Below are 22,612 nucleotides of genomic sequence, written 5' to 3'. Positions count from 1 at the left end.
TATTGGTAATACGCGACATTTAATTATAAGATCGCGCCTTCCCCATTTCGTCGCCCCGTGCGGCTTCCGCCGCAGGTCCAGCCTATTGTTCGATAAAACAAGGCCTTGAGAATCTGCGGTCCGTGGCAAAAAGGTAGTTAATGATGAGCGCAAGGCACTTTCTCTCCCTGATGGATTGCACGCCCGATGAGCTGGTCAGTGTGATCCGTCGAGGCGTCGAGCTGAAGGACCTGCGTAACCGCGGCGTACTCTTCGAGCCCTTGAAGAATCGTGTGCTGGGCATGATCTTCGAAAAGTCCTCGACCCGTACCCGCCTGTCCTTCGAAGCCGGCATGATCCAACTGGGCGGCCAGGCGATCTTCCTGTCGCCACGCGATACCCAACTGGGGCGCGGCGAACCCATTGGCGATTGCGCCATCGTCATGTCGCGCATGCTCGACGCCGTGATGATCCGCACCTTCGCCCACAGCACCCTGACCGAGTTCGCAGGCAACTCCCGCGTCCCGGTGATCAACGGCCTGTCCGATGACCTGCACCCCTGCCAACTGCTGGCCGACATGCAGACCTTCCTCGAGCATCGCGGCTCGATCCAGGGCAAGACCGTGGCCTGGATCGGCGACGGCAACAATATGTGCAACAGCTATATAGAAGCGGCCATCCAGTTCGACTTCCAGCTGCGCATCGCCTGCCCGGAAGGTTATGAACCCAACCCAAGGTTCGTCGCCCAGGCCGGCGAGCGCGTGACGATCGTCCGCGATCCCCGGGAAGCGGTACAGGGCGCCCATCTCGTCAGCACCGACGTCTGGACCTCCATGGGCCAGGAAGAGGAAACCGCCAAGCGCCTGGAGCTGTTCGCTCCGTTCCAGGTCAACCGGGCCCTGCTCGATCTGGCAGCACCGGATGTAGTGTTCATGCACTGCCTGCCCGCCCACCGCGGCGAAGAAATCAGCCTCGACCTGCTGGACGATCCGCGTTCGGTGGCTTGGGACCAGGCGGAAAACCGCCTCCACGCACAGAAGGCCCTGCTCGAGTTCCTCGTCGAGCCGGCGTATCACCACGCATGAGCCGACCATTGCTACTGAACCTGCGCAATCTCGCCTGCGGCTACCAGGATCAGCGCGTGGTGCAGAACCTCAACCTGCACCTCAACGCCGGTGACATCGGCTGCCTGCTGGGCTCCTCCGGTTGCGGCAAGACCACCACGCTGCGGGCCATCGCCGGTTTCGAACCGGTGCACGAAGGGGAAATCCAGCTGGCCGGCGAAACCATTTCCAGCGCCGGCTTTACCCTGGCCCCGGAAAAACGCCGGATCGGCATGGTGTTCCAGGACTACGCGCTGTTCCCGCACCTGTCGGTGGCGGACAACATCGCCTTCGGCATCCGCAAGCATCCGCAGAAGGACCGGGTAGTCGCCGAACTGTTGGAACTGGTCAACCTCAAGCAACTGGGCCAGCGCTTCCCCCATGAGCTGTCCGGCGGCCAGCAACAGCGCGTGGCCCTGGCCCGGGCCCTGGCTCCAGAACCGCAGTTGCTGTTGCTCGACGAGCCCTTTTCCAACCTCGATGGCGAACTGCGTCGCAAGCTCAGCCATGAGGTGCGCGATATCCTCAAGACCCGCGGCACCAGCGCCATCCTGGTTACCCACGACCAGGAAGAAGCCTTCGCCGTAAGCGACCAGGTAGGGGTATTCAAGCAAGGACGGCTGGAACAGTGGGACACACCCTACAACCTCTACCACGAGCCACAGACTCCTTACGTCGCCAGCTTCATCGGCCAGGGCTATTTCATTCGAGGCCAGCTGAGCAGCCCGGAGTCGGTGCAGACCGAACTGGGAACGCTGCAGGGCAACCGCGCCTACACCTGGCCGACCGGGGGCGCGGTAGACGTGCTGCTGCGCCCGGACGACATCGTCCACGCACCGGACAGCGCCCTCAAGGCCCGGGTGGTGGGCAAGACCTTCCTCGGCGCCTCGACCCTCTACCGCCTGCAACTGCCCACCGGCAGCCAGCTGGAATCGATCTTCCCGAGCCACGCCGACCACCAGGTCGGAGCCGATGTCGGCATCCGCGTGGCAGCCGAACACCTGGTGCTGTTCCAAGCCTCGGGCAGCACCGCCGCACAGATTGCCGCAAACGATTCAGGCGTGCGCCGCTACAGCAACGCCCACTGACGCAAAAGGCCGGCTGCCGCATGAAACACGGCAGCCGGCCTTGCATTCACGCCTCCCGGTTCAGTCTCGCCCGATATCGGCGAACTTGGCCTGGGTGTGCTCGGCCAGCACCGCTGCCGACAGCTCCACTTCCAGACCACGGCGACCGGCACTGACGAAGATGCTGGCAAAGGGTTGTGCGCTGTTGTCGATGAAGGTGCGCAAGCGCTTCTTCTGCCCCAGCGGGCTGATCCCCCCCAGCAAATAACCGGTGGCACGCTGGGCAGCGGCCGGATCGGCCATCTCGGCTTTCTTCACCCCCGCCGCATGGGCCAGGGCCTTCAGGTCGAGGCTGCCCACGACCGGTACCACCGCCACCAGCAACTCGCCCTTTTCGCTACTGGCCAGCAAGGTCTTGAATACCTGTGCCGGGTCCAGGCTGAGTTTCTCCGCCGCCTCCAGACCGTAGGAGGCCGCCTTGGGATCGTGTTCATAACTGTGGATGCGATGTTCGGCGCGAACTTTTTTCAGCAGGTCCAGTGCAGGGGTCATGGCAGCTCCAGGGCAATGATGAAAGGCAAAACAAAGCCCCCGGATTTTAGGTTATTCGTCGGTAAAAGGCTCTATTCCGAGCCTTGAAAACCAACGCCCGACCACGACCGCGCGAGCATCACTGTCAGTCTTGGCACAACCCCCGCAAAGCATTCGTTTGATTGATATCTATAAAATGACCAATCGTTCACTTTCGACCTTTGACAGCGGTGTTTCTTGTCTATATTTTTTCGTTTCTGAATATCATGCGGTAGATCCAAGTGGGTACCCAGTAGCAAGACGAGGCCGGAATGGGGATTCCGTCGTCGTTGGAAGTCGCGCTCCATACCTTTGCGGCAGCGCCAGACAACAACAAAAACCGAGGTTCACAATGACAACTGCTCTGCAACAACCATCGCTATCGGGCCAGTGCCTGGCCGAGTTCCTGGGTACCGCGCTATTGATCTTCTTCGGCACCGGTTGCGTCGCCGCGCTCAAGGTCGCGGGCGCCAGCTTCGGCCTGTGGGAAATCAGCATCATCTGGGGGATCGGCGTGAGCATGGCGATCTACCTGACCGCCGGCGTTTCCGGCGCACACCTGAACCCCGCCGTGAGTATCGCTTTGTGCCTGTTCGCCGACTTTGAAAAGCGCAAACTGCCGTTCTATATCCTGGCCCAGGTCGCTGGCGCCTTCTGCGCCGCCCTGTTGGTTTACACGCTGTACAGCAACCTGTTCTTCGATTTCGAACAAACCCACCAGATGGTCCGTGGTTCCCAGGCAAGCCTGGAACTGGCCTCGGTGTTCTCCACCTTCCCCAACCCGGCCCTGAGCACCGCCCAGGCCTTCCTGGTGGAAGTGGTGATTACCGCGATCCTGATGGGCGTGATCATGTCTCTGACCGACGACAACAACGGCCTGCCGCGCGGCCCCATGGCACCACTGCTGATCGGCCTGTTGATCGCCGTGATCGGCAGCGCCATGGGCCCGCTGACCGGCTTTGCGATGAACCCGGCGCGGGACTTTGGTCCTAAACTGATGACGTTCTTCACCGGCTGGGGTGAAATCTCCTTCACCGGTGGCCGTGATATCCCGTATTTCCTGGTGCCAATCTTCGCCCCGATCCTGGGTGCCTGCCTCGGTGCAGTTGCCTATCGCGGCCTGATTGCCCGTCACCTGCCCGATGCCGCGCCGGCTGCGCAAGCCGAACCAGCCGCTGACAGCAAGGTCAAGGCTTCCTGAACCCGCTGGCGCTGGGTCCTGCCCGGATTGACCCCGCGCCTGCTTCCACTCCCTTATTTCGTCCAAGGCAATCGACATGACCGACATTCAGAATAAGAACTACATCATTGCCCTCGATCAGGGTACGACCAGCTCCCGAGCCATCATTTTCGACCGCGACGCCAACGTGGTCTGCATCGCCCAGCGCGAGTTCGCCCAGCACTACCCGCAAGCCGGCTGGGTGGAGCACGATCCCATGGAAATCTTCGCCACCCAGAGCGCGGTAATGGTCGAGGCCCTGGCACAAGCCGGCCTGCACCACGACCAGGTGGCCGCCATCGGCATCACCAACCAGCGTGAAACCACCGTGGTCTGGGACAAGAACACCGGCCGCCCGATCTACAACGCCATCGTCTGGCAATGCCGGCGCAGCACCGAGATCTGCCAGCAACTCAAGCGTGACGGCCTGGAAGACTACATCCGTGAGACCACCGGCCTGGTCACCGACCCCTACTTCTCCGGCACCAAGCTCAAGTGGATCCTCGACAACGTCGAAGGCAGCCGCGAGCGCGCGCGCAACGGCGAACTGCTGTTCGGCACCATCGATAGCTGGCTGATCTGGAAATTCACCGGCGGCAAGACCCACGTCACCGACTACACCAACGCCTCGCGCACCATGCTCTTCAACATCCATACCCTGGAGTGGGACGCGAAGATGCTGGAGGTGCTGGACATCCCGCGCGAGATGCTGCCGGAAGTGAAGTCCTCCTCGGAAATCTACGGTCGCACCAAGAGCGGCATCGCCATCGGCGGTATCGCCGGCGACCAGCAGGCGGCGCTGTTCGGCCAGATGTGCGTCGAGCCAGGCCAGGCCAAGAACACCTACGGCACCGGCTGCTTCCTGCTGATGAACACCGGCGACAAGGCAGTGAAATCCCAGCACGGCATGCTCACCACCATCGCCTGCGGCCCACGCGGCGAAGTGGCCTACGCCCTGGAAGGCGCGGTGTTCAACGGCGGCTCCACCGTGCAATGGCTGCGTGACGAGTTGAAGATCATCAACGATGCCCACGACACCGAATACTTCGCCGGCAAGGTCAAGGACAGCAACGGCGTGTACCTGGTGCCGGCCTTCACTGGCCTGGGCGCGCCCTACTGGGACCCCTACGCCCGTGGCGCGCTGTTCGGCCTGACCCGTGGCGTGCGCGTGGACCACATCATCCGCGCCGCCCTGGAATCCATCGCCTACCAGACTCGCGATGTGCTCGACGCCATGCAGCAGGACTCCGGCGAACGCCTCAAGGCCCTGCGCGTGGACGGCGGCGCCGTGGCCAACAACTTCCTCATGCAGTTCCAGGCCGACATTCTCGGCACCCAGGTGGAACGTCCGCAAATGCGTGAAACCACCGCCCTGGGCGCCGCCTACCTGGCAGGCCTGGCCTGCGGCTTCTGGGGCAGCCTGGAAGAACTGCGCGGCAAGGCGGTGATCGAGCGCGAGTTCGAACCACAGCTGGCCGAAGCGGAAAAAGAAGAGCTGTATGCGGGCTGGAAGAAAGCCGTCAGCCGCACCCGCGACTGGGAACCCCACGACGAGGCCAAATAAGCCAGATCCTGGATTCCCTCTCCAGGCAACCTGGGCAGCCCCGCATAACCTGCGGGGCTGCGCAACGAACCGGCATAGCCGCATCCGCCACCTGCCGCCGGTGAGGTGTGCGGGCCGGTTATCGAAGCACGGCACTCGCCGTCACCCAGCCTGGCAACTGGCAGGGAGCGGATTCCTGCGGCATCATGGGCAAATTTTGCACGGCAGCCCAAAGGAAGCCCCATGAATCTGCCTCCTCGTCAGCAACAAATCCTCGACCTGGTCCGCGAGCGCGGCTACGTCAGCATCGAGGAATTGGCCCAGCTGTTCGTCGTTACCCCACAGACCATCCGCCGCGATATCAACCAGTTGGCCGAAGCCAACCTGTTGCGTCGCTACCACGGCGGCGCAGCCTACGACTCCAGTGTCGAAAACACCGCCTACGCCATGCGCGCCGACCAGATGCGCGATGAGAAACAACGCATCGGCGAAGCCGTTGCCGCCCAGATCCCCGACCATGCCTCGCTGTTCATCAACATCGGCACCACCACCGAATCCATCGCCCGCGCCCTGCTCAACCACAGCCACCTGAAGATCATCACCAACAACCTGCACGTGGCCTCGATGCTCAGTGCCAAGGATGATTTCGACGTGCTGCTGACCGGCGGCAATGTCCGGCGCGACGGCGGCGTGGTGGGCCAGGCCAGCGTCGACTTCATCAACCAGTTCAAGGTGGATTTCGCCCTGGTGGGCATCAGCGGCATCGACGAAGACGGCAGCCTGCTGGACTTCGACTACCAGGAAGTACGAGTCTCCCAGGCGATCATCGCCAACGCCCGGCAAGTGATCCTGGCCGCCGATTCCAGCAAGTTCGGCCGCAACGCGATGATCCGCCTGGGCCCGATCAGCCTGATCGATTGCCTGGTGACCGACCAGCAACCGGTGCCGGCCCTGACCCAACTGCTCAACCAGCACAAGATCCGCCTCGAAGTGGTCTGAGACCGCCTCCCCCCTACCTGCACCGCTCGCGCATTCGAACGATATCCCGCCACCTGGCATGGGTATCGTCGCGCCTGCGCGCCCGCCGGCACAGCAGCTACAGTTACCCCTCGGTAATGTTCGAAAACTTTCCTTTAGTGGTTTTCCGATCAGTTTTTTCAATCGAGACACGCTGGATGTGCGGTTCCTTATCCGCTAGTATTTTCGGAAATGAACATTAATGTTCGAATTCAAATACCAAAGCAACACGAGGCTTGCCGATGCCCACTTCTACCTTGCCCGCGCGCCCTCTTTCCGAGGTTTACGATATCGCCGTCATTGGCGGTGGGATCAATGGTGTTGGAATTGCCGCGGATGCGGCGGGTCGCGGCCTGTCCGTGTTCCTTTGTGAAAAGGACGACCTGGCCAGCCACACCTCCTCCGCCAGCAGCAAGCTGATCCATGGCGGCCTGCGCTACCTGGAGCACTACGAATTCCGCCTGGTGCGCGAGGCCCTGGCCGAACGCGAGGTGTTGCTGGCCAAGGCCCCGCACATCGTCAAGCCGATGCGTTTCGTCCTGCCGCACCGCCCTCACCTGCGCCCGGCCTGGATGATCCGCGCCGGCCTGTTCCTCTACGATCACCTGGGCAAGCGCGAGAAGCTCGCCGGCTCGCGCGGCCTGAAGTTCGGTGCCGACAGCGCACTGCAAGCGCAGATCACCCGGGGCTTCGAGTATTCCGACTGCTGGGTCGACGACGCCCGCCTGGTGGTGCTCAACGCCATGTCCGCCCGCGAACATGGCGCCCACGTGCATACCCAGACCCGCTGTGTCAGCGCCCGCCGTAGCCAGGGCTTGTGGCAGCTGGACCTGGAACGTGCCGACGGCAGCCTGTTCTCCATCACCGCCAAGGCCCTGGTGAATGCCGCCGGCCCTTGGGTCGCCAAGTTCATCAAGGACGACCTGAAGCTGGAGTCGCCCTACGGTATCCGCCTGATCCAGGGCAGCCACCTGATCGTGCCCAAGCTGTACGAAGGCGAACACGCGCACATCCTGCAGAACGAAGACCAGCGCATCGTCTTCACTATCCCCTACCTCGACCAGTTCACCCTGATCGGCACCACCGACCGCGAGTACACCGGCGATCCGGCCAAGGTGGCGATCACCGAGGGGGAAACCGACTACCTGCTGCAAGTGGTCAACGCCCACTTCAAGAAGCAACTGAGCCGCGACGACATCCTGCACACCTATTCCGGGGTCCGTCCGCTGTGCAACGACGAGTCCGACAACCCGTCGGCAGTCACCCGCGACTACACCCTGGCCCTGTCCGGCAGTGGTGACGAGGCGCCGCTGCTGTCGGTGTTCGGCGGCAAGCTGACCACCTACCGCAAGCTGGCGGAATCGGCCATGGCCCAGCTGGCCCCTTACTTCAAGCACGCCAAGCCAAGCTGGACCGCCCAGGCCAGCCTGCCCGGCGGCGAGGACATGACCACGCCACAGGCACTGGCCGACGCCATCCGCAGCAAATTCGACTGGCTACCCAGCCAGATTGCCCGGCGCTGGGCCACCACCTACGGCAGTCGCACCTGGCGCCTGCTGGAAGGCGTGCAAGGCCTGGGCGACATGGGCGAACACCTGGGCGGCGGCCTCTACAGCCGCGAAGTGGATTACCTGTGCAGCGAGGAATGGGCGCTCAAGGCCGAGGACATCCTCTGGCGCCGGAGCAAGCTGGGACTGTTCACCACCGAACAGGAACAGCAGCAACTGCGGGAATACCTGCAAAAAGTCGAGCACAATCGCGGCAAGATCAAGGCAGCTTGACCTTCTAGCCCAGCCAGCCCCTGCACCTTCAGGTCCAGGGGCTTTTTTGTGCCCGCGCAACGGGCATCTGCTGCGCTGAAAACCTCATGAGCGCCGACAGCGCACGTTCGGTTTTCCGAACGCTGCTTGCGGGGCAGTTCGGTTAACCGGATAACCTGGCTATGGAGGGTTCGTCACGAATATTTAATTCCCTTTAAAATCAAATGGTTGACCATTATCTACTGGCCTGGCACGACTCATGCTCTACACTGTTCGACGAATGCCTGTCGTGCCAACACAACAGGAGCCGTCAAGGCATTCGCTGTATAAAAGAGCCGTCGAACTGGCTTCATAAAAAAAACAAATGTCGAGGAAATATTGATGCGCATCGTTCCCCAGCTGTTGGGCGCAGCTATCGCTGCAGCTCTGATTAGCACTCCAGTTCTCGCTGCCGAGCTCACCGGCACACTGAAGAAAATCAAAGAGTCCGGCACCATCACCCTCGGACATCGCGACGCTTCCATTCCGTTTTCCTATATCGCTGACGCTTCCGGCGTACCGGTCGGCTACTCCCACGACATCCAGCTGAAGATCGTCGAAGCGCTCAAGAAAGACCTCGACATGCCTGACCTCAAGGTCAAGTACAACCTGGTCACCTCCCAGACCCGTATCCCACTGGTGCAGAACGGCACCGTGGACATCGAGTGCGGCTCCACCACCAACAACGTCGAGCGCCAGCAACAGGTCGACTTCTCGGTCGGTATCTTCGAGATCGGTACCCGCCTGCTGTCCAAGAAGGACTCCACCTACAAGGACTTCCCTGACCTGAAGGGCAAGAACGTGGTGACCACCGCCGGTACCACTTCCGAGCGTATCCTCAAGGCCATGAACGCCGACAAGCAGATGGGCATGAACGTGATCTCCGCCAAGGACCACGGCGAGTCGTTCCAGATGCTGGAATCGGGCCGTGCCGTCGCCTTCATGATGGACGACGCCCTGCTGGCCGGTGAGATGGCCAAGGCCAAGAAGCCTACCGACTGGGCCGTGACCGGCACCCCCCAATCCTACGAAATCTACGGCTGCATGGTCCGCAAGGGTGATGCGCCCTTCAAGAAAGCCGTGGACGACGCCATCGTCGCTACCTACAAGTCGGGCGAAATCAACAAGATCTACGACAAGTGGTTCCAGTCGCCGATCCCGCCAAAAGGCCTGAACCTGATGTTCCCAATGAGCGACGAGCTCAAGGCCCTGATCGCCAACCCGACCGACAAAGCGGCTGACGATAAAAAGTCCTGATTCCTGACTAACCTTACTCCTGAGGAGGCCTTGGCCTCTTCAGGAGCCTGTCACTACCTGCTGGCACATTCTGGAAACACTCGCACCGGTGGTTGTCGAGCCGATAGCGTGTGCCTGGCCGTCCTGGCCAGAAGGGAACGGATCTCCCCAGGCGGGTGCTTGTAGTACATCGAACGATCTGAGGGGTAACCCCAATGAATTACAACTGGGACTGGGGCGTGTTCTTCAAGTCCACCGGCGTGGGCAGCGAGACCTATCTCGACTGGTTCCTTTCGGGACTGGGCTGGACCATCGCCATCGCCGTGGTGGCCTGGATCATCGCATTGATACTGGGATCGATCCTGGGGGTCATGCGTACCGTGCCGAACCGCCTGGTGTCGGGCATCGCCACCGTCTACGTGGAGATCTTCCGCAACGTGCCCCTGTTGGTGCAGCTGTTCATCTGGTACTTCCTGGTGCCCGACCTGCTGCCGCAGAACCTGCAGGACTGGTACAAGCAGGATCTGAACCCGACCACCTCGGCCTACCTGAGCGTCGTCGTCTGCCTGGGCCTGTTCACCGCCGCCCGGGTCTGCGAACAAGTGCGCACCGGTATCCAGGCCCTGCCCCGCGGCCAGGAATCCGCCGCTCGCGCCCTGGGCTTCAAGCTGCCGCAGATCTACTGGAACGTGCTGCTACCCCAGGCCTACCGGATCATCATTCCGCCGCTCACTTCCGAGTTCCTCAACGTCTTCAAGAACTCCTCCGTGGCGTCCTTGATCGGCCTGATGGAACTGTTGGCCCAGACCAAGCAGACCGCCGAGTTCTCGGCCAACCTGTTCGAAGCCTTCACCCTGGCCACCCTGATCTACTTCACCCTGAACATGAGCCTGATGTTGCTGATGCGCCTGGTGGAGAAGAAAGTCTCGGTCCCCGGCTTGATCTCCGTGGGAGGTAAATAATGGAATTCGACTTCTCGGGCATCGTCCCGGCCATTCCCGGCCTGTGGAACGGCATGCTGATGACCCTCAAGCTGATGGCCCTGGGCGTGGTCGGCGGGATCATCCTCGGCACCCTGCTGGCCCTGATGCGCCTGTCCCACAACAAGCTGCTGGCGAACATCGCCGGCGCCTACGTCAACTACTTCCGCTCGATCCCGCTGCTGCTGGTGATCACCTGGTTCTACCTGGCGGTGCCTTTCGTGCTGCGCTGGATCACCGGCGAAGACACCCCGATCGGCGCGTTCACTTCGTGCATCGTCGCCTTCATGATGTTCGAAGCGGCGTACTTCTGCGAAATCGTCCGGGCCGGCGTGCAGTCGATCCCCAAGGGCCAGATGGGCGCCGCCCAGGCCCTGGGCATGACCTACGGCCAGACCATGCGCCTGATCATCCTGCCCCAGGCGTTCCGCAAGATGACCCCGCTGCTGCTGCAACAGAGCATCATCCTGTTCCAGGACACCTCCCTGGTGTACACCGTGGGCCTGGTGGACTTCCTCAACGCCTCGCGTTCCAGCGGCGACATCATCGGCCGCTCCAATGAATTCCTGATCTTCGCCGGTCTGGTGTATTTCACAATCAGCTTCGCCGCCTCGCTGCTGGTCAAGCGTCTGCAAAAAAGGTTCGCCGTATGATCTCTATCAAAAACGTCAACAAGTGGTATGGGGACTTCCAGGTGCTGACCGACTGCAGCACCGAGGTCAAGAAAGGTGAGGTGGTGGTGGTCTGCGGTCCGTCCGGTTCGGGCAAATCGACCCTGATCAAGTGCGTCAATGCCCTGGAGCCTTTCCAGAAGGGCGACATCGTGGTCGACGGCACCTCCATCGCCGACCCCAAGACCGACCTGCCCAAACTGCGCTCGCGAGTGGGCATGGTGTTCCAGCACTTCGAACTGTTCCCGCACCTGAGCATCACCGAGAACTTGACCATCGCCCAGGTCAAGGTCCTGGGCCGCAGCAAGGAAGAGGCCACCAAGAAAGGCCTGCAATTGCTCGAGCGCGTGGGCCTGGCTGCCCACGCCCACAAGCATCCGGGCCAGCTGTCCGGCGGCCAGCAACAACGTGTGGCCATCGCCCGCGCCCTGGCCATGGACCCGATCGTCATGCTGTTCGACGAACCGACCTCGGCCCTGGACCCGGAAATGGTCAACGAAGTGCTGGATGTAATGGTGCAACTGGCCAACGAAGGCATGACCATGATGTGCGTGACCCACGAAATGGGCTTTGCCCGCAAGGTGGCGAACCGGGTGATCTTCATGGACAAGGGCCAGATCATCGAGGACTGCCAGAAGGAAGAGTTCTTCGGCGATATCAACGCCCGCTCCGAACGTGCGCAGCACTTCCTCGAGAAGATCCTGCAGCACTGATACGGCGGCGTTCCGCCTGCCCTTGTGGCAAGGGAGCCTGCTCCCACGGGGTCGCCTGGCGACCCCCAACCTGCGAATGGATCTTGCCTGGCACGAGGCACTCAGCGCTCCATGACGGCCTCCGGGCCGAGCGTGGGTGCGCCCGTCGCCATGCTGGTTGACCCAAGGCATCTGTGATGAAATGCGACCCCACTCTCTATCGCGCCACGCCGCCATCACTCGCCGTGAAACCCCGTCTGATCCGTCATCTGCTGCTACCGCCCCTGGTCATCGCCCTGATGGCCGCCCTGGGCTACGCCGGATTCTGGATCAGCGAGCACAACGGCATCCGCACCCTGGGTGAAAATGGCGCGCGCCAGCTGGAGTTGCATGCCCGCGCCGTAGAGAGCGAGATCAGCAAGTACACCTACCTGCCCAGCCTGCTGGAGCTGGAATCCAGCGTCTCGCAACTGCTGGCCGATCCCTCGCCGGAACACCGGCAAGCCGTCAACCAATACCTCGAAGGCCTGAACCGCCGCAGCCGCAGCCGGGCCATCTATGTCATGGACACCACCGGCCGGGTGCTGGCCACCAGCAACTGGCGCGATGTCGACAGCTACCTGGGCGAAGACCTGTCGTTCCGGGCCTACTACCAGAACGCCGTGCGCGGCTACCCCGGGCGCTTCTACGGCATCGGCAGCACCAGTGGCGAGCCCGGCTACTACCTGGCCCATGGCCTGGAGGAGCAAGGCAAGATCATCGGCGTAGCGGTGGTCAAGGTCCGTCTCGAAGCCCTGGAGGAGCGCTGGCAACGGGCGCGCATGGAAGCCTTCGTCAGCGACGAGAACGGCATCATCATCCTCTCCAGCGATCCGAGCCGCCGCCTCAAGTCGGTCCGCCCGCTGAGCGACGACACCAAGGAACGCCTGGCCCGCAGCCTGCAGTACTACTGGTTCCCGCTCAACGAACTGGAACCCCTGGCCCGCGAGCGCCTGGAGGAGGGCGTGGAGAAACTCACCTTTCCGGCCAACACCGAACTGGCCGACGACGAACAGCCCATCAGCTACTTGTCCCAGACTCGCCCCTTGAGCGACACCCCCTGGAACTTCACCCTGCTGACGCCCTTGCAGGACCTGCGCCGCGAAGCCATCAACCAGGGCATTCTGGTGGCCGTGGCCTTCGCCCTGGTGGCGTTCCTGATGATTGCCTGGAACGAACGGCGCAAGGTCATCGCCACTCGCCTGGCCGCCCGCGAGGCCTTGCAGGAAGCCAACAGCCAGCTCGAACGACGGATCACCGAGCGCACCGCCGACCTGCGCGCCAGCAACGAACGGCTCAAGGCGCAGATCCGTGAGCGCCGCCAAGCCGAGGAAACCCTGCGCCGGGCCCAGGACGAGCTGGTCCAGGCCGGCAAGCTGGCGGCCATCGGCCAGATGTCCACCAGCATCGCCCACGAACTCAACCAGCCGCTGGCAGCGCTGCGCACGCTATCGGGCAACACCGTGCGCTTCCTCGAGCGCGGCGCCCTGGACACCGCCAGCGCCAACCTCAAGACCATCAATGAACTGATCGACCGCATGGGCCGCATCACCGCCAGCCTGCGCTCCTTCGCCCGTCGTGGCGACGACCAGGGCCAGGCCAGCCTGGCCAAGGCGGTGGACGCCGCCCTGCAAGTCCTCGGCGCGCGCCTGGAACCGCTGCCCCTGCAATTGCATCGCGACTTCGCCGAACAGACCTTGCAGATCGACCAGACACGCCTGGAGCAGATCCTGGTCAACCTGATGGGCAACGCCCTGGATGCCATGCAGGCACAGCCGGCGCCGCAGCTCTGGCTCGAAGGCGAATCCGCCGACGGCAAGTACCGCCTGCGGGTACGGGACAACGGCCACGGCATCGACCCCGAGACACGCAAGCATCTGTTCGAACCCTTTTTCACCACCAAGCCCGGCGAACAGGGGCTGGGACTGGGCCTGACCCTGTCCGCCAGCCTTGCCGCAGCCAGCGGCGGCAGCCTGGGGGTGGAACATCCGGCAAGCGGCGGCACCGCCTTTGTCCTCAGCTTGCCCCTGGCAAGCCCTACTCGAGCCGAGCCGATATGAACCACGAGCTGACCGTGCTGATCGTCGAAGACGACCCCCATGTCCTGCTGGGTTGCCAACAGGCCCTGGCCCTGGAAGACATTCCCTGCATCGGCGTGGGCAGCGCCGAAGATGCCCTGGCCCAGGTCGGGGACAACTTTCCCGGCATCGTGGTCAGCGACATCCGCCTGCCGGGCATCGACGGCCTGGAACTGCTGACCCGCCTCAAGGCCCGCGACCGCAGCTTGCCGGTGGTGTTGATCACCGGCCATGGCGACATCTCCATGGCGGTGGGGGCGATGCAGAACGGCGCCTACGACTTCATGGAAAAGCCCTTTTCCCCCGAACGCCTGGTGGAAGTGGCTCGCCGCGCCCTGGAACAGCGGGGCCTGGCCCGTGAAGTGAGTTCACTGCGGCGCCAGCTGGCCGAACGCAGCTCCCTGGAGGGACGAATCATCGGCCGCTCGCCAGCGATGCAAAACCTGCGGGAGTTGATCGCCAACGTCGCCGATACCTCGGCCAACGTGCTGATCGAAGGCGAGACCGGCACCGGCAAGGAACTGGTCGCCCGGTGCCTGCACGACTTCAGTCGGCGCCACCAGCAACAGTTCGTCGCCCTGAACTGCGGCGGCCTGCCGGAAAACCTGTTCGAGAGCGAAATCTTCGGCCACGAGGCCAACGCCTTCACCGGTGCCGGCAAGCGGCGCATCGGCAAGATCGAGCACGCTCACCAGGGCACGCTGTTCCTCGATGAAGTGGAAAGCATGCCCATCAACTTGCAGATCAAGCTGTTGCGGGTGCTGCAGGAGCGCACCCTGGAGCGCCTGGGCTCGAACCAGAGCGTGGCCGTGGACTGCCGGGTGATCGCCGCCACCAAGTCGGACCTCAACCAGCTGAGCCAGGCCAAGGAGTTTCGCAGCGACCTGTACTACCGCCTCAACGTGGTGACCCTGGAACTGCCGCCCCTGCGCGAGCGGCGCGAAGACATCCTGCAATTGTTCGAGCACTTCCTGCAGCAGTCGTCCCTGCGCTTCGACCGCGTGGCACCGGAGCTGGACAACCAGACCCTGTCGAGCCTGATGAGCCACGACTGGCCGGGCAATGTGCGTGAATTGCGCAACGTCGCCGAGCGCTTCGCCCTGGGCCTGCCGGCCTTCAAGAAAGCCGGCAGTGGCAGCGGCCAGGGCCTGGGCTTCGCCGAGGCGGTGGAAGCCTTCGAGCGCACCCTGCTGAACGATGCCTTGCAACGCAGCGGCGGTAACCTGACCCAGGCCAGCCAGGAGCTGGGCATGGCCAAGACCACGCTGTTCGACAAGGTCAAGAAGTACGGCCTGAGCCACTGACCCCAAGGCGCCCTATCCATGGATCTGTTGTTGAAAGCCGCGCTGGGCGCGGCTGTGGTGGTGATTCTCGCGGCCCTGGCCAAGACTCGGAACTACTACATCGCCGGGCTGGTACCACTGTTCCCGACCTTCGCCCTGATCGCCCACTACATCGTCGGCAAAGGCCGTTCGCTGGACGACCTGAAGACCACCATCCTGTTCGGCATGTGGTCGATCATTCCCTATTTCGTCTACCTGGCGACCCTGTACGTGATGGTCGACCGCCTGCGCCTGGAGGCCTCCCTGGCGGTGGCCGCGGTGGCCTGGCTGATGGCCGCCAGCATCCTGGTCAGCGTCTGGGTCCGGGTCCACGCCTGAGGCCTGCCCCGGCAGGGTCGCATGCAGCCCTGGCCCGACCCTTGCATTTACCCGGCAAAGCCCGCCCGGCCTGCGTTCCAGCCTGATCACGCAGTTTTCCGGGGGGCGCTGCCATGGGTAAAGTACACCTTGAACATTCTAGATCTCGACCACAGCCTGACCGCCCAGGAGCCCATCACCCGGCGCCTGCAAACTGGCCAGGCGCGACGCATCGACCTGCTGGACCTGGGCCCCAGACTGCGGCTCTGGTCCACCGAGCGCACCTACCGCCAATTCATCGAGCGCCTGGAACGGCGGCCCCGCCATAGCGGCCCGCAGCCGGAAATCTTCTTCGTCGGCTCCGGCGACTATCACCACCTGACCCCGGCCTTGCTGCGCAACCTGCCGGAGCCGGTGAGCCTGATCCACTTCGACAACCATCCGGACTGGGTGCGCCTGGCCCCGCGCCGGCATTGCGGATCCTGGGTCAACCGGGCGCTGCAACTGCCCAATATCCAGCGCATCGTCACCCTTGGGCCCTGCAGCGAAGACCTGCACAACCCGCAATTGCGCGGTGGCAACCTCGGCGCCTTGAAGCACGGCAAGTTGCAGTTGTTCCCCTGGCAACACGAGCCCTCCCGGGTCTGGGGCCGGGTCGGCGACGGCGCCGGGCACCAGCAGCAAGACCGGCACCTGCACTGGCGCAACCTGGTCCAGCTGGACTGGACGGATTTCCTCGACGGCATGATCGCCAGCCTGCCCACCGCGGCGGTCTGGATCACCATCGACAAGGACGTGCTGGCCAGCGAGGACGCCGCCACCAACTGGGACCAGGGCGGCATGCGCCTGGAACACCTGCTGCAAGCCATCCGCGCCCTGGCGGCGCGTAAACGGATACTGGGCATCGACGTTTGCGGCGAATTCGCCCAGCCGGCCTTCAGCAATGCCTTCAAGCGCTGGGAGGCCAAATCCGACCAGCCACCGCCCGAACGCTGGAGCCAGGAGGACCTGCTGCGCAATTCGGTGACCAATGAAGCCTTGCTTTCGCTGTTCGAGGAGCTGTTCCCATGACCTTGACCGTCGTGTTGCTGGTGGCCTTTTCCATCCTCCTCGATGTGATCGGCCAGTTGTGTTTCAAGCTGGGCCTGGACCGCTTGCCGGAGCTGGAGGGGGGCTTTCGCCTGAACGCCTTCTGGGGCCAGGTGTTCAACGCCCCGCTGCTGTGGTGCGGGGTAGGCGCCTACGCGGTGGAATTCTTCGTCTGGCTCGAGGCCCTGTCCCGGGCCCCCCTGAGCCTGCTGTTCCCGGCCGCGGCCCTGGGTTATTGCGGGGTGGTACTGGCGGGCAAGGTGGTGCTGGGGGAAACCGTCAGCCGCCGGCGCTGGCTCGGCACCCTGGTGATCACCGCCGGCGTGATGCTGGTCTGCATCGCCAGTACCTGAGCCCTGTCCAACCGATACAAGGAAACGCTTCATGAGTTCGAACCAAGCTAACGACTGGCTGCATGGGCGCCTGGGCACCCTGCTGCTGTGGTTCTTGTTGATCAGTTTCGAAGGGGCCGGCCAGATCGCCACCAAGGTCGGCGGCGACCAGCTGGGACAGATGGATTTCAGCCTGCAATGGCTGGCGGCGGTCATTGCCAATCCCGGGGTGCTGACGGCGATCGCCTGCTACATCGGCGCGTTCTTCGTCTGGATGCTGATCCTGCGGCGCAGCAGCCTGTCCCTGGCCTTCCCCCTGAGCGCCCTGGTGTATGTGGTGGTCCTGCTGGGCTCGTGGCTGATGCTGGGCGAGCAGATCAACCCGCTGCACTGGCTCGGGGTCTTCGTGATCATGGGCGGGATCGCCCTGCTGGCCGAAGGCGAGGAAGCCTGAAAACACCCTGCGCCCGCTGCGCGGGCGTACGCAGTCTTCGGTAGCGGCTACAGGATCAGCTTCGTGTAGCCGCTGCCGCCAGGCTGCGACAAGGTCCGCAGGACCTTCGACAACTTCAGCCTTGCGCGCCCGCTGCGCCGTCGTGCGCAGCCTTCGGCAACGGCTACAGGTTACTGGCGGTGGGAAACCAGAAAGCCCAGCCCGTGGGACACCGGGATCACTTTCACCCCCGCCGCACGCTGTTCCTCGCGAATCTGGCGATGGAAGGCCTTGACCTTGGTCCAGTGCATCTTCGGCCGGTAGTGGTGCTCGGCGTGGTAGCCGTTGTTCATCCAGATCAGGTTGTACAGCGGGCTATAGGAACTCACGCCCCAGGCGATCGGCAGGTCGGGATTAGCCCCCAGGTGCTCGTAGTAGCCATTGAGCGACGACAGCGACTGGCCCAGGTACCAGAACGGCAGCAGTACCAGCACCGCGTGCCAGTCGAAGAACGCCAGCGCCAGGTAGAACGCGATCGTCACCGCGATCTCCACTTTCACCCAGCGCGCATCGTCCGGGCGCTTGCGCTGCATTTCCTGGTAGATCTCCTTCGGATCATCGCGAAAGAAACTGAGGAAGGTATAGGCCCATGGGTTGTCCGGCTGGCCGTTCTTGCCGTGCAGGTAGATCGACAGCGGATCGACGGTCTTGCCATTGGCATCCGGCAGGTCGGAGTTGCCCCGATGGTGGCGGTTATGGATGTCGCGGTACAGGGTCTGGGAAAAACCGATGGTCACCGACAGCAACAGGTCGAAGGCGCGGTTCATCCAGGCGGGCGTGAAGTAGGCGTTGTGGATCTGGTTGTGGGAAATGCTGTTGATGCTCCACGACAGGCTGACGGCGTACAACAGCGCGGCCGGGATGATGACCCACCAGGACAGCGCGTGGAAATCCAGCACCAGCCACAGAACGAAGGCGAAATGCGCCAGGGCCATGACGATCGGGATCAGGTCCCAGAGGGAATAGGCGAGCAAACGATAGGCAGGACGGGCCATGAAGAACTTCCTGGGAAATTGGATTCATGGCGCCTGTTGCAAAGGCCAGACCAGTTTTCCTCCTGACGACGCCCGTGGCCGGTCCCGCCCCGGGCGCCAGGCTACAAAGCCCTCAGAAACGGTAGCTGATGGCGGTCTGTACTTGTCCCTGGTTGACGTGGCCCTTGTCGCGCACGATGGTGCTGTCGGCCGCCGAGTTGACCAGGCGGATCCAGCTGGCGCTGGCCACCAGCGACCAGTTGCGCCCCAGCGGGACCTGGATGTTCTGGGTCAGGGTGAAGTTCTGCAAGCCACCGCCGGCGTCATAGCGCTGGATGCCAGAGGCCAGGAACTCCTTGGTGCTGACACCGAAGAAGGTCTGGTTCTGCCGGGCATCGGCAAAGTGCAGGGTCAGGTTGTTGCTGCCGATGATGCCCATGCCCAAGGGGTAGCCGATCTCGCCGCCCACCTTGCCCAGCATGCCGCCCTGGCCACCGGAACCACCCACGGCCTGGCCCAAGGCGGCGAACACGCGCCAGAAATCGTCCGGGGCGTACTGCACGAAACCACCGACGTCGGCCATGTCCGGCACATCCCGCAGCCCGCGCAACGAGCCATCGGCATTACGCCCCTGCAGGTAATTGATGTAGGGCCCCGCACTCCAGCCATTGCTCTTGAAGGCATCCCAGGTCAGGCCGTCGTCGGTGCTCAGGCTGACATCGCCCCAATCCAGGTCCAGGTAGGGCAAGGGCGTGGTGTCATAGCGGCTGGCCGTAGGATCGTGGGGTTGGTAGCCCAGCCCCAGGCCCACCTCGCCGGTGAGGCCGGAGTCGCCCCAGGCGCTACAAGCAAGGCCCAGCGACAGCAGGCCGGCCAGGAGGGAAGGGAAGGTGAGCCTTGGCATGAATGAAATTCCTTATCTGAAAATGCGCGCATCAATCACCACAAGCAGTCCCGAGCGCAAGCACTGATGTTGTTTGTAGCAAGCTACAAAAATTGTAGCTGCCAGGCTACAAATCGCTTCCCCTTCCAGGCAAAGCCCCAGCCCCGCAGGGTTTTCCCTACTTGGCACAGTCCCTGCTCTACCCCCGCCACAAGCGTACACAACGCTCTTATTCAGCAGGTAACAGCAGATGATGCACTGGCATATCGTATGTGACTTCGACGGGACCATCTCCCGCGCCGACGTGATCGATAACGTCCTCCAACGCTTCGCCGACCCAAGCTGGGAAACCATCGAGCAAGAGTGGCTGGACGGTCATATCGGCTCCCGGGAATGCCTCAGCCGCCAACTGGCCCTGGTCAAGGCCTCGCCAGCCGAGCTGCTGGGCTATTTCGACAGTGTCGAGATCGATCCCGACTTCCCTGACTTCGTCGACCATGTGATCGGCCTGGGCGCCACCATCGAAGTGGTCAGCGACGGCATCGAACAAGGCATCGCCCGCATCCTGGCGCGCAACTACGTGACCCTGCTACCGATCCTCGCCAACCGCCTGCGCCAGGTCGACCACAACAGCTGGCGCATCGACTTCCCCTATTCCAGCGACGCTTGCCGGGCCGCTTCCGGCAACTGCAAATGCAAGTCCGTCCCGCGCGGCAAGCGCGTGCTGGTGATCGGCGACGGCCAGTCCGACATGTGCGTGGCCTCCACTGCCGACTTCGTCTTCGCCAAGGGCCGCCTGGCCGAGTACTGCGAACGCAACGCCATTCCCTACGCGCGGTTCGACTCCTTCGCCGAGCTGCCGGCACTGCTGGCCAAGCTGCCGAGCGACGCCGCCAACGCCACCACTTTCTCTCTTGAAACCCAGGAACTCTTCCACCATGTCTGATATCCGCATCGCTACCGCAGAAGACCAGGTCCTTCTGGACAAAGAAGCCAAGTACTGCTCCTACGGCGATACCGTCCACTACATCGAACCCCCACGCATCTTCAGCCGCTGCGAAGGCTCCTATGTCTGGGACACCAGCGACCAGGCCTACCTCGACCTGCAGATGTGGTACTCGGCGGTGAACTTCGGCTACGCCAACCCACGCCTGAACAACGCCTTGAAGCAGCAGATCGACACCCTGCCGCAGATCGCCAGCCAGTACCTGCACAAAGGCAAGATCGAGCTGTCGGAAGTGATTGCCCTGGATGCCAAGAAGAAGTTCGGCCTCGACGGTCGCGTGCACTTCAACGTCGGCGGCTCGCAGTCGGTCGAGGACTCGCTGAAAGTCGTGCGTAACGCCAGCAACGGCAAGAGCCTGATGTTCGCCTTCGAAGGCGGCTACCACGGTCGTACCCTGGGCGCCTCGTCGATCACTTCCAGCTACCGCTACCGCCGCCGCTACGGCCACTTCGGCGAACGTGCGCAGTTCATTCCGTTCCCCTACCACTTCCGCGGCCCCAAGGGCATGACCAAGGAAGAGTACGGCAGCCACTGCGTGAAGCAGTTCGCCCGCCTGTTCGAAACCGAATACAACGGTGTCTGGGACCCGAAGGTCGGCCAGAGCGAATACGCAGCGTTCTACGCCGAGCCGATCCAGGGCACCGGCGGCTACGTGATCCCGCCGATGAACTTCTACCGCGAGCTCAAGCAAGTGCTGGATCAGCACGGCATCCTGCTGGTGGTCGACGAAATCCAGATGGGCTTCTACCGTACCGGCAAGCTGTGGTCGATCGAGCACTTCGACGTCCAGCCTGACGTGATCGTGTTCGGCAAGGCATTGACCAACGGCCTCAACCCGCTGGGCGGCATCTGGGCCCGTGAAGAGCTGATCAACCCGGGCGTGTTCCCGCCAGGCTCGACCCACTCCACCTTCGCCTCCAACCCGCTGGGCACCGCCGTGGGCCTGGAAATGTTCAAGATGACCAGCGAGATCGACTACGGCGCGATGGTCATGGAGAAGGGCAAGTACTTCCTCGAAGGCCTCAAGGACCTGCAGAAGCGCTACCCGATCATCGGCGACGTCGACGGCCTGGGCTTGGCCCTGCGCTGCGAGATCTGCACCACCGATGGCTTCACCCCGGACAAGGCGACCCTGGACTACATGGTCGAGGAAGGCATGAAGGGCGACATCGTCATCGACGGCCAGCGCCTGGGCCTGATCCTCGACGTGGGCGGCTACTACAAGAACGTGATCACCCTGGCGCCCTCGCTGGAAATCAGCTACGCGGAAATCGACCTGGGCCTGGCCCTGCTGGACCGCCTGCTGGATCGGGCCATGAAACGATGAGCATGGCTGAGATCGATCTGGGCGAAGGCGACGCCGGCTTCGTTCTCGGCACGGGTCAGGTCGGGATCTTGCTGATCCACGGCCTGACCGGCACCCCGACGGAACTCCGTCGGGTGGCCCAGGGCCTGGCCAAGGACGGTACGTGCACCGTGTACGTACCGACCCTGCCCGGGCACTGCGGGGACAACAGCGACCTGCAGGCCACCGGCTGGCAGGACTGGTACCAGGGCGTACGCAAGACCTTCGCCGCCATGCAGCAACGCCACGAACAGGTGTTCGTCGGCGGCCTGTCCATGGGCGCGGTGATGTCGATGTACCTGGCCTCCGAGCATCCGGGGCGGATCAGCGGCCTGCTGATGTATTCCACCACCCTCAAGTACGACGGCTGGAGCATCAACAAGCTGGCGTTCCTGACGCCGCTGCTGATGAAGATCCCGTTCGGCGTGCATATCTGCCGCTTCGAGGAAAAACCACCCTACGGCATCAAGAACGAACGCCTGCGGGCCATCGTCGAGAAGCAGATGAAGGCCGGCGCCAGCAGCGATGCCGGACTCCTGACCATGGAGGGCGTGACGGTGCGCGAGTTGCACCGGATGAACGCCGTGGTCAAGAAACGCATGCCGTCGATCATGACCCCGGCCCTGGTCCTGCACTCCAGCGAAGACGACATCACCAGCACCTGGAATGCCGACTACGTGGAACGCAAGCTCGGCGGCCCGGTGACCAAGATCCTCCTGGACAACTGCTACCACATGATCACCGTGGACCTGCAATACCAGCGGGTGATCGAGCTGAGCGCCGACTTCATCCAGCAACGGGTGGCCAGCCCGAGCCTGCGCGAAGACTATCGACAGCTGGCGTGACTTAAGGACGAG

Annotated in this window: 22 protein-coding genes; 19 read left to right on the top strand and 3 right to left on the bottom strand. The window is 63.0% G+C overall.

Annotated elements, in window-relative coordinates; all coding sequences use genetic code 11:
* The first annotated feature begins 143 nt into the window (after positions 1 to 143).
* Positions 144 to 1,064: an ornithine carbamoyltransferase gene (argF, locus tag ACK6AU_RS04130; protein ID WP_185698488.1), complete on the top strand. Its 921-nt coding sequence runs from the start codon at positions 144 to 146 to the stop codon at positions 1,062 to 1,064.
* Positions 1,061 to 2,170, top strand: a complete 1,110-nt coding sequence (locus ACK6AU_RS04125; protein WP_409297878.1) for an ABC transporter ATP-binding protein — start codon at positions 1,061 to 1,063, stop codon at positions 2,168 to 2,170. Before argF ends, ACK6AU_RS04125 begins: the two co-directional genes overlap by 4 nt.
* A 60-nt stretch (positions 2,171 to 2,230) precedes the next feature.
* Here the strand turns inward: ACK6AU_RS04125 and ybaK are convergent, their stop codons facing one another.
* Complete coding sequence (gene ybaK / locus ACK6AU_RS04120; protein ID WP_022640623.1) at positions 2,231 to 2,701, bottom strand: Cys-tRNA(Pro) deacylase; 471 nt, start codon at positions 2,699 to 2,701, stop codon at positions 2,231 to 2,233.
* A gap of 370 nt (positions 2,702 to 3,071) precedes the next feature.
* On the opposite strand from ybaK, the gene ACK6AU_RS04115 reads away from it, so the two are divergent.
* The 14 genes from ACK6AU_RS04115 to ACK6AU_RS04050 all read left to right on the top strand — a co-directional run bounded on the left by ACK6AU_RS04115 (position 3,072) and on the right by ACK6AU_RS04050 (position 17,508).
* Positions 3,072 to 3,920: an MIP/aquaporin family protein gene (locus ACK6AU_RS04115; protein WP_185698490.1), complete on the top strand. Its 849-nt coding sequence runs from the start codon at positions 3,072 to 3,074 to the stop codon at positions 3,918 to 3,920.
* 76 nt (positions 3,921 to 3,996) lie between these two features.
* The gene (gene glpK / locus ACK6AU_RS04110) at positions 3,997 to 5,502 is read left to right on the top strand and encodes a glycerol kinase GlpK (protein WP_185698491.1); all 1,506 of its coding nucleotides are present in this window, start codon (positions 3,997 to 3,999) and stop codon (positions 5,500 to 5,502) included.
* A gap of 222 nt (positions 5,503 to 5,724) precedes the next feature.
* Positions 5,725 to 6,480 (top strand): DeoR/GlpR family transcriptional regulator, encoded by a 756-nt coding sequence (locus ACK6AU_RS04105; RefSeq protein WP_011063123.1) that lies wholly within the window; start codon positions 5,725 to 5,727, stop codon positions 6,478 to 6,480.
* A gap of 260 nt (positions 6,481 to 6,740) precedes the next feature.
* The gene (gene glpD, locus ACK6AU_RS04100) at positions 6,741 to 8,279 is read left to right on the top strand and encodes a glycerol-3-phosphate dehydrogenase (RefSeq protein ID WP_185698492.1); all 1,539 of its coding nucleotides are present in this window, start codon (positions 6,741 to 6,743) and stop codon (positions 8,277 to 8,279) included.
* 360 nt (positions 8,280 to 8,639) lie between these two features.
* Positions 8,640 to 9,554 carry a glutamate/aspartate ABC transporter substrate-binding protein gene (locus ACK6AU_RS04095; RefSeq protein WP_185698493.1) on the top strand — a complete coding sequence of 305 codons (915 nt, stop codon included), beginning with the start codon at positions 8,640 to 8,642 and terminating at the stop codon, positions 9,552 to 9,554.
* Between the two features lie 194 nt (positions 9,555 to 9,748).
* Positions 9,749 to 10,495: an amino acid ABC transporter permease gene (locus tag ACK6AU_RS04090; protein WP_185698494.1), complete on the top strand. Its 747-nt coding sequence runs from the start codon at positions 9,749 to 9,751 to the stop codon at positions 10,493 to 10,495.
* Positions 10,495 to 11,166, top strand: coding sequence for an amino acid ABC transporter permease (locus tag ACK6AU_RS04085; RefSeq protein ID WP_185698495.1), 672 nt, complete (start codon positions 10,495 to 10,497; stop codon positions 11,164 to 11,166). The genes ACK6AU_RS04090 and ACK6AU_RS04085 overlap by 1 nt, the downstream gene beginning before the upstream one ends.
* Entirely contained in the window at positions 11,163 to 11,897 is a 735-nt protein-coding gene (locus ACK6AU_RS04080) for an amino acid ABC transporter ATP-binding protein (RefSeq protein WP_185698496.1), read from the top strand. Before ACK6AU_RS04085 ends, ACK6AU_RS04080 begins: the two co-directional genes overlap by 4 nt.
* A 176-nt stretch (positions 11,898 to 12,073) precedes the next feature.
* On the top strand, positions 12,074 to 13,975 hold the full coding sequence (locus ACK6AU_RS04075; RefSeq protein WP_185698497.1) for a sensor histidine kinase: 1,902 nt from the start codon (positions 12,074 to 12,076) through the stop codon (positions 13,973 to 13,975).
* Positions 13,972 to 15,297, top strand: coding sequence for a sigma-54 dependent transcriptional regulator (locus ACK6AU_RS04070; RefSeq protein WP_185698498.1), 1,326 nt, complete (start codon positions 13,972 to 13,974; stop codon positions 15,295 to 15,297). The genes ACK6AU_RS04075 and ACK6AU_RS04070 overlap by 4 nt, the downstream gene beginning before the upstream one ends.
* A 27-nt stretch (positions 15,298 to 15,324) precedes the next feature.
* Positions 15,325 to 15,654, top strand: a complete 330-nt coding sequence (locus tag ACK6AU_RS04065; protein ID WP_185698635.1) for a GlpM family protein — start codon at positions 15,325 to 15,327, stop codon at positions 15,652 to 15,654.
* 129 nt (positions 15,655 to 15,783) lie between these two features.
* Positions 15,784 to 16,704 carry an arginase gene (locus ACK6AU_RS04060; protein ID WP_185698499.1) on the top strand — a complete coding sequence of 307 codons (921 nt, stop codon included), beginning with the start codon at positions 15,784 to 15,786 and terminating at the stop codon, positions 16,702 to 16,704.
* Positions 16,701 to 17,075 carry a transporter gene (locus ACK6AU_RS04055; protein WP_185698500.1) on the top strand — a complete coding sequence of 125 codons (375 nt, stop codon included), beginning with the start codon at positions 16,701 to 16,703 and terminating at the stop codon, positions 17,073 to 17,075. The genes ACK6AU_RS04060 and ACK6AU_RS04055 overlap by 4 nt, the downstream gene beginning before the upstream one ends.
* Before the next feature lie 31 nt (positions 17,076 to 17,106).
* On the top strand, positions 17,107 to 17,508 hold the full coding sequence (locus ACK6AU_RS04050) for an EamA family transporter (RefSeq protein ID WP_185698501.1): 402 nt from the start codon (positions 17,107 to 17,109) through the stop codon (positions 17,506 to 17,508).
* Positions 17,509 to 17,678: 170 nt separating this feature from the next.
* Here the strand turns inward: ACK6AU_RS04050 and ACK6AU_RS04045 are convergent, their stop codons facing one another.
* Positions 17,679 to 18,542, bottom strand: a complete 864-nt coding sequence (locus tag ACK6AU_RS04045) for a fatty acid desaturase family protein (protein WP_409297872.1) — start codon at positions 18,540 to 18,542, stop codon at positions 17,679 to 17,681.
* Between the two features lie 112 nt (positions 18,543 to 18,654).
* The gene (locus tag ACK6AU_RS04040; RefSeq protein ID WP_185698503.1) at positions 18,655 to 19,425 is read right to left on the bottom strand and encodes a MipA/OmpV family protein; all 771 of its coding nucleotides are present in this window, start codon (positions 19,423 to 19,425) and stop codon (positions 18,655 to 18,657) included.
* A 229-nt stretch (positions 19,426 to 19,654) separates the two neighbouring features.
* On the opposite strand from ACK6AU_RS04040, the gene ACK6AU_RS04035 reads away from it, so the two are divergent.
* From ACK6AU_RS04035 to ACK6AU_RS04025, 3 genes are read left to right on the top strand one after another with little or no spacing between them, the layout of a single operon-like run.
* Complete coding sequence (locus tag ACK6AU_RS04035; RefSeq protein ID WP_185698504.1) at positions 19,655 to 20,350, top strand: HAD-IB family phosphatase; 696 nt, start codon at positions 19,655 to 19,657, stop codon at positions 20,348 to 20,350.
* On the top strand, positions 20,343 to 21,737 hold the full coding sequence (locus ACK6AU_RS04030) for an aspartate aminotransferase family protein (RefSeq protein WP_185698505.1): 1,395 nt from the start codon (positions 20,343 to 20,345) through the stop codon (positions 21,735 to 21,737). The genes ACK6AU_RS04035 and ACK6AU_RS04030 overlap by 8 nt, the downstream gene beginning before the upstream one ends.
* Positions 21,734 to 22,600 (top strand): carboxylesterase, encoded by an 867-nt coding sequence (locus ACK6AU_RS04025; protein ID WP_185698506.1) that lies wholly within the window; start codon positions 21,734 to 21,736, stop codon positions 22,598 to 22,600. The genes ACK6AU_RS04030 and ACK6AU_RS04025 overlap by 4 nt, the downstream gene beginning before the upstream one ends.
* Positions 22,601 to 22,612 lie beyond the last annotated feature (12 nt).

This window comes from Pseudomonas sp. KCJK8993 (assembly GCF_046230915.1).
Lineage (GTDB): Bacteria > Pseudomonadota > Gammaproteobacteria > Pseudomonadales > Pseudomonadaceae > Aquipseudomonas > Aquipseudomonas piscis.
The sequence above is the reverse complement of the archived record's forward strand: the minus strand, read 5'-3'. Positions and strand labels throughout refer to the sequence as shown.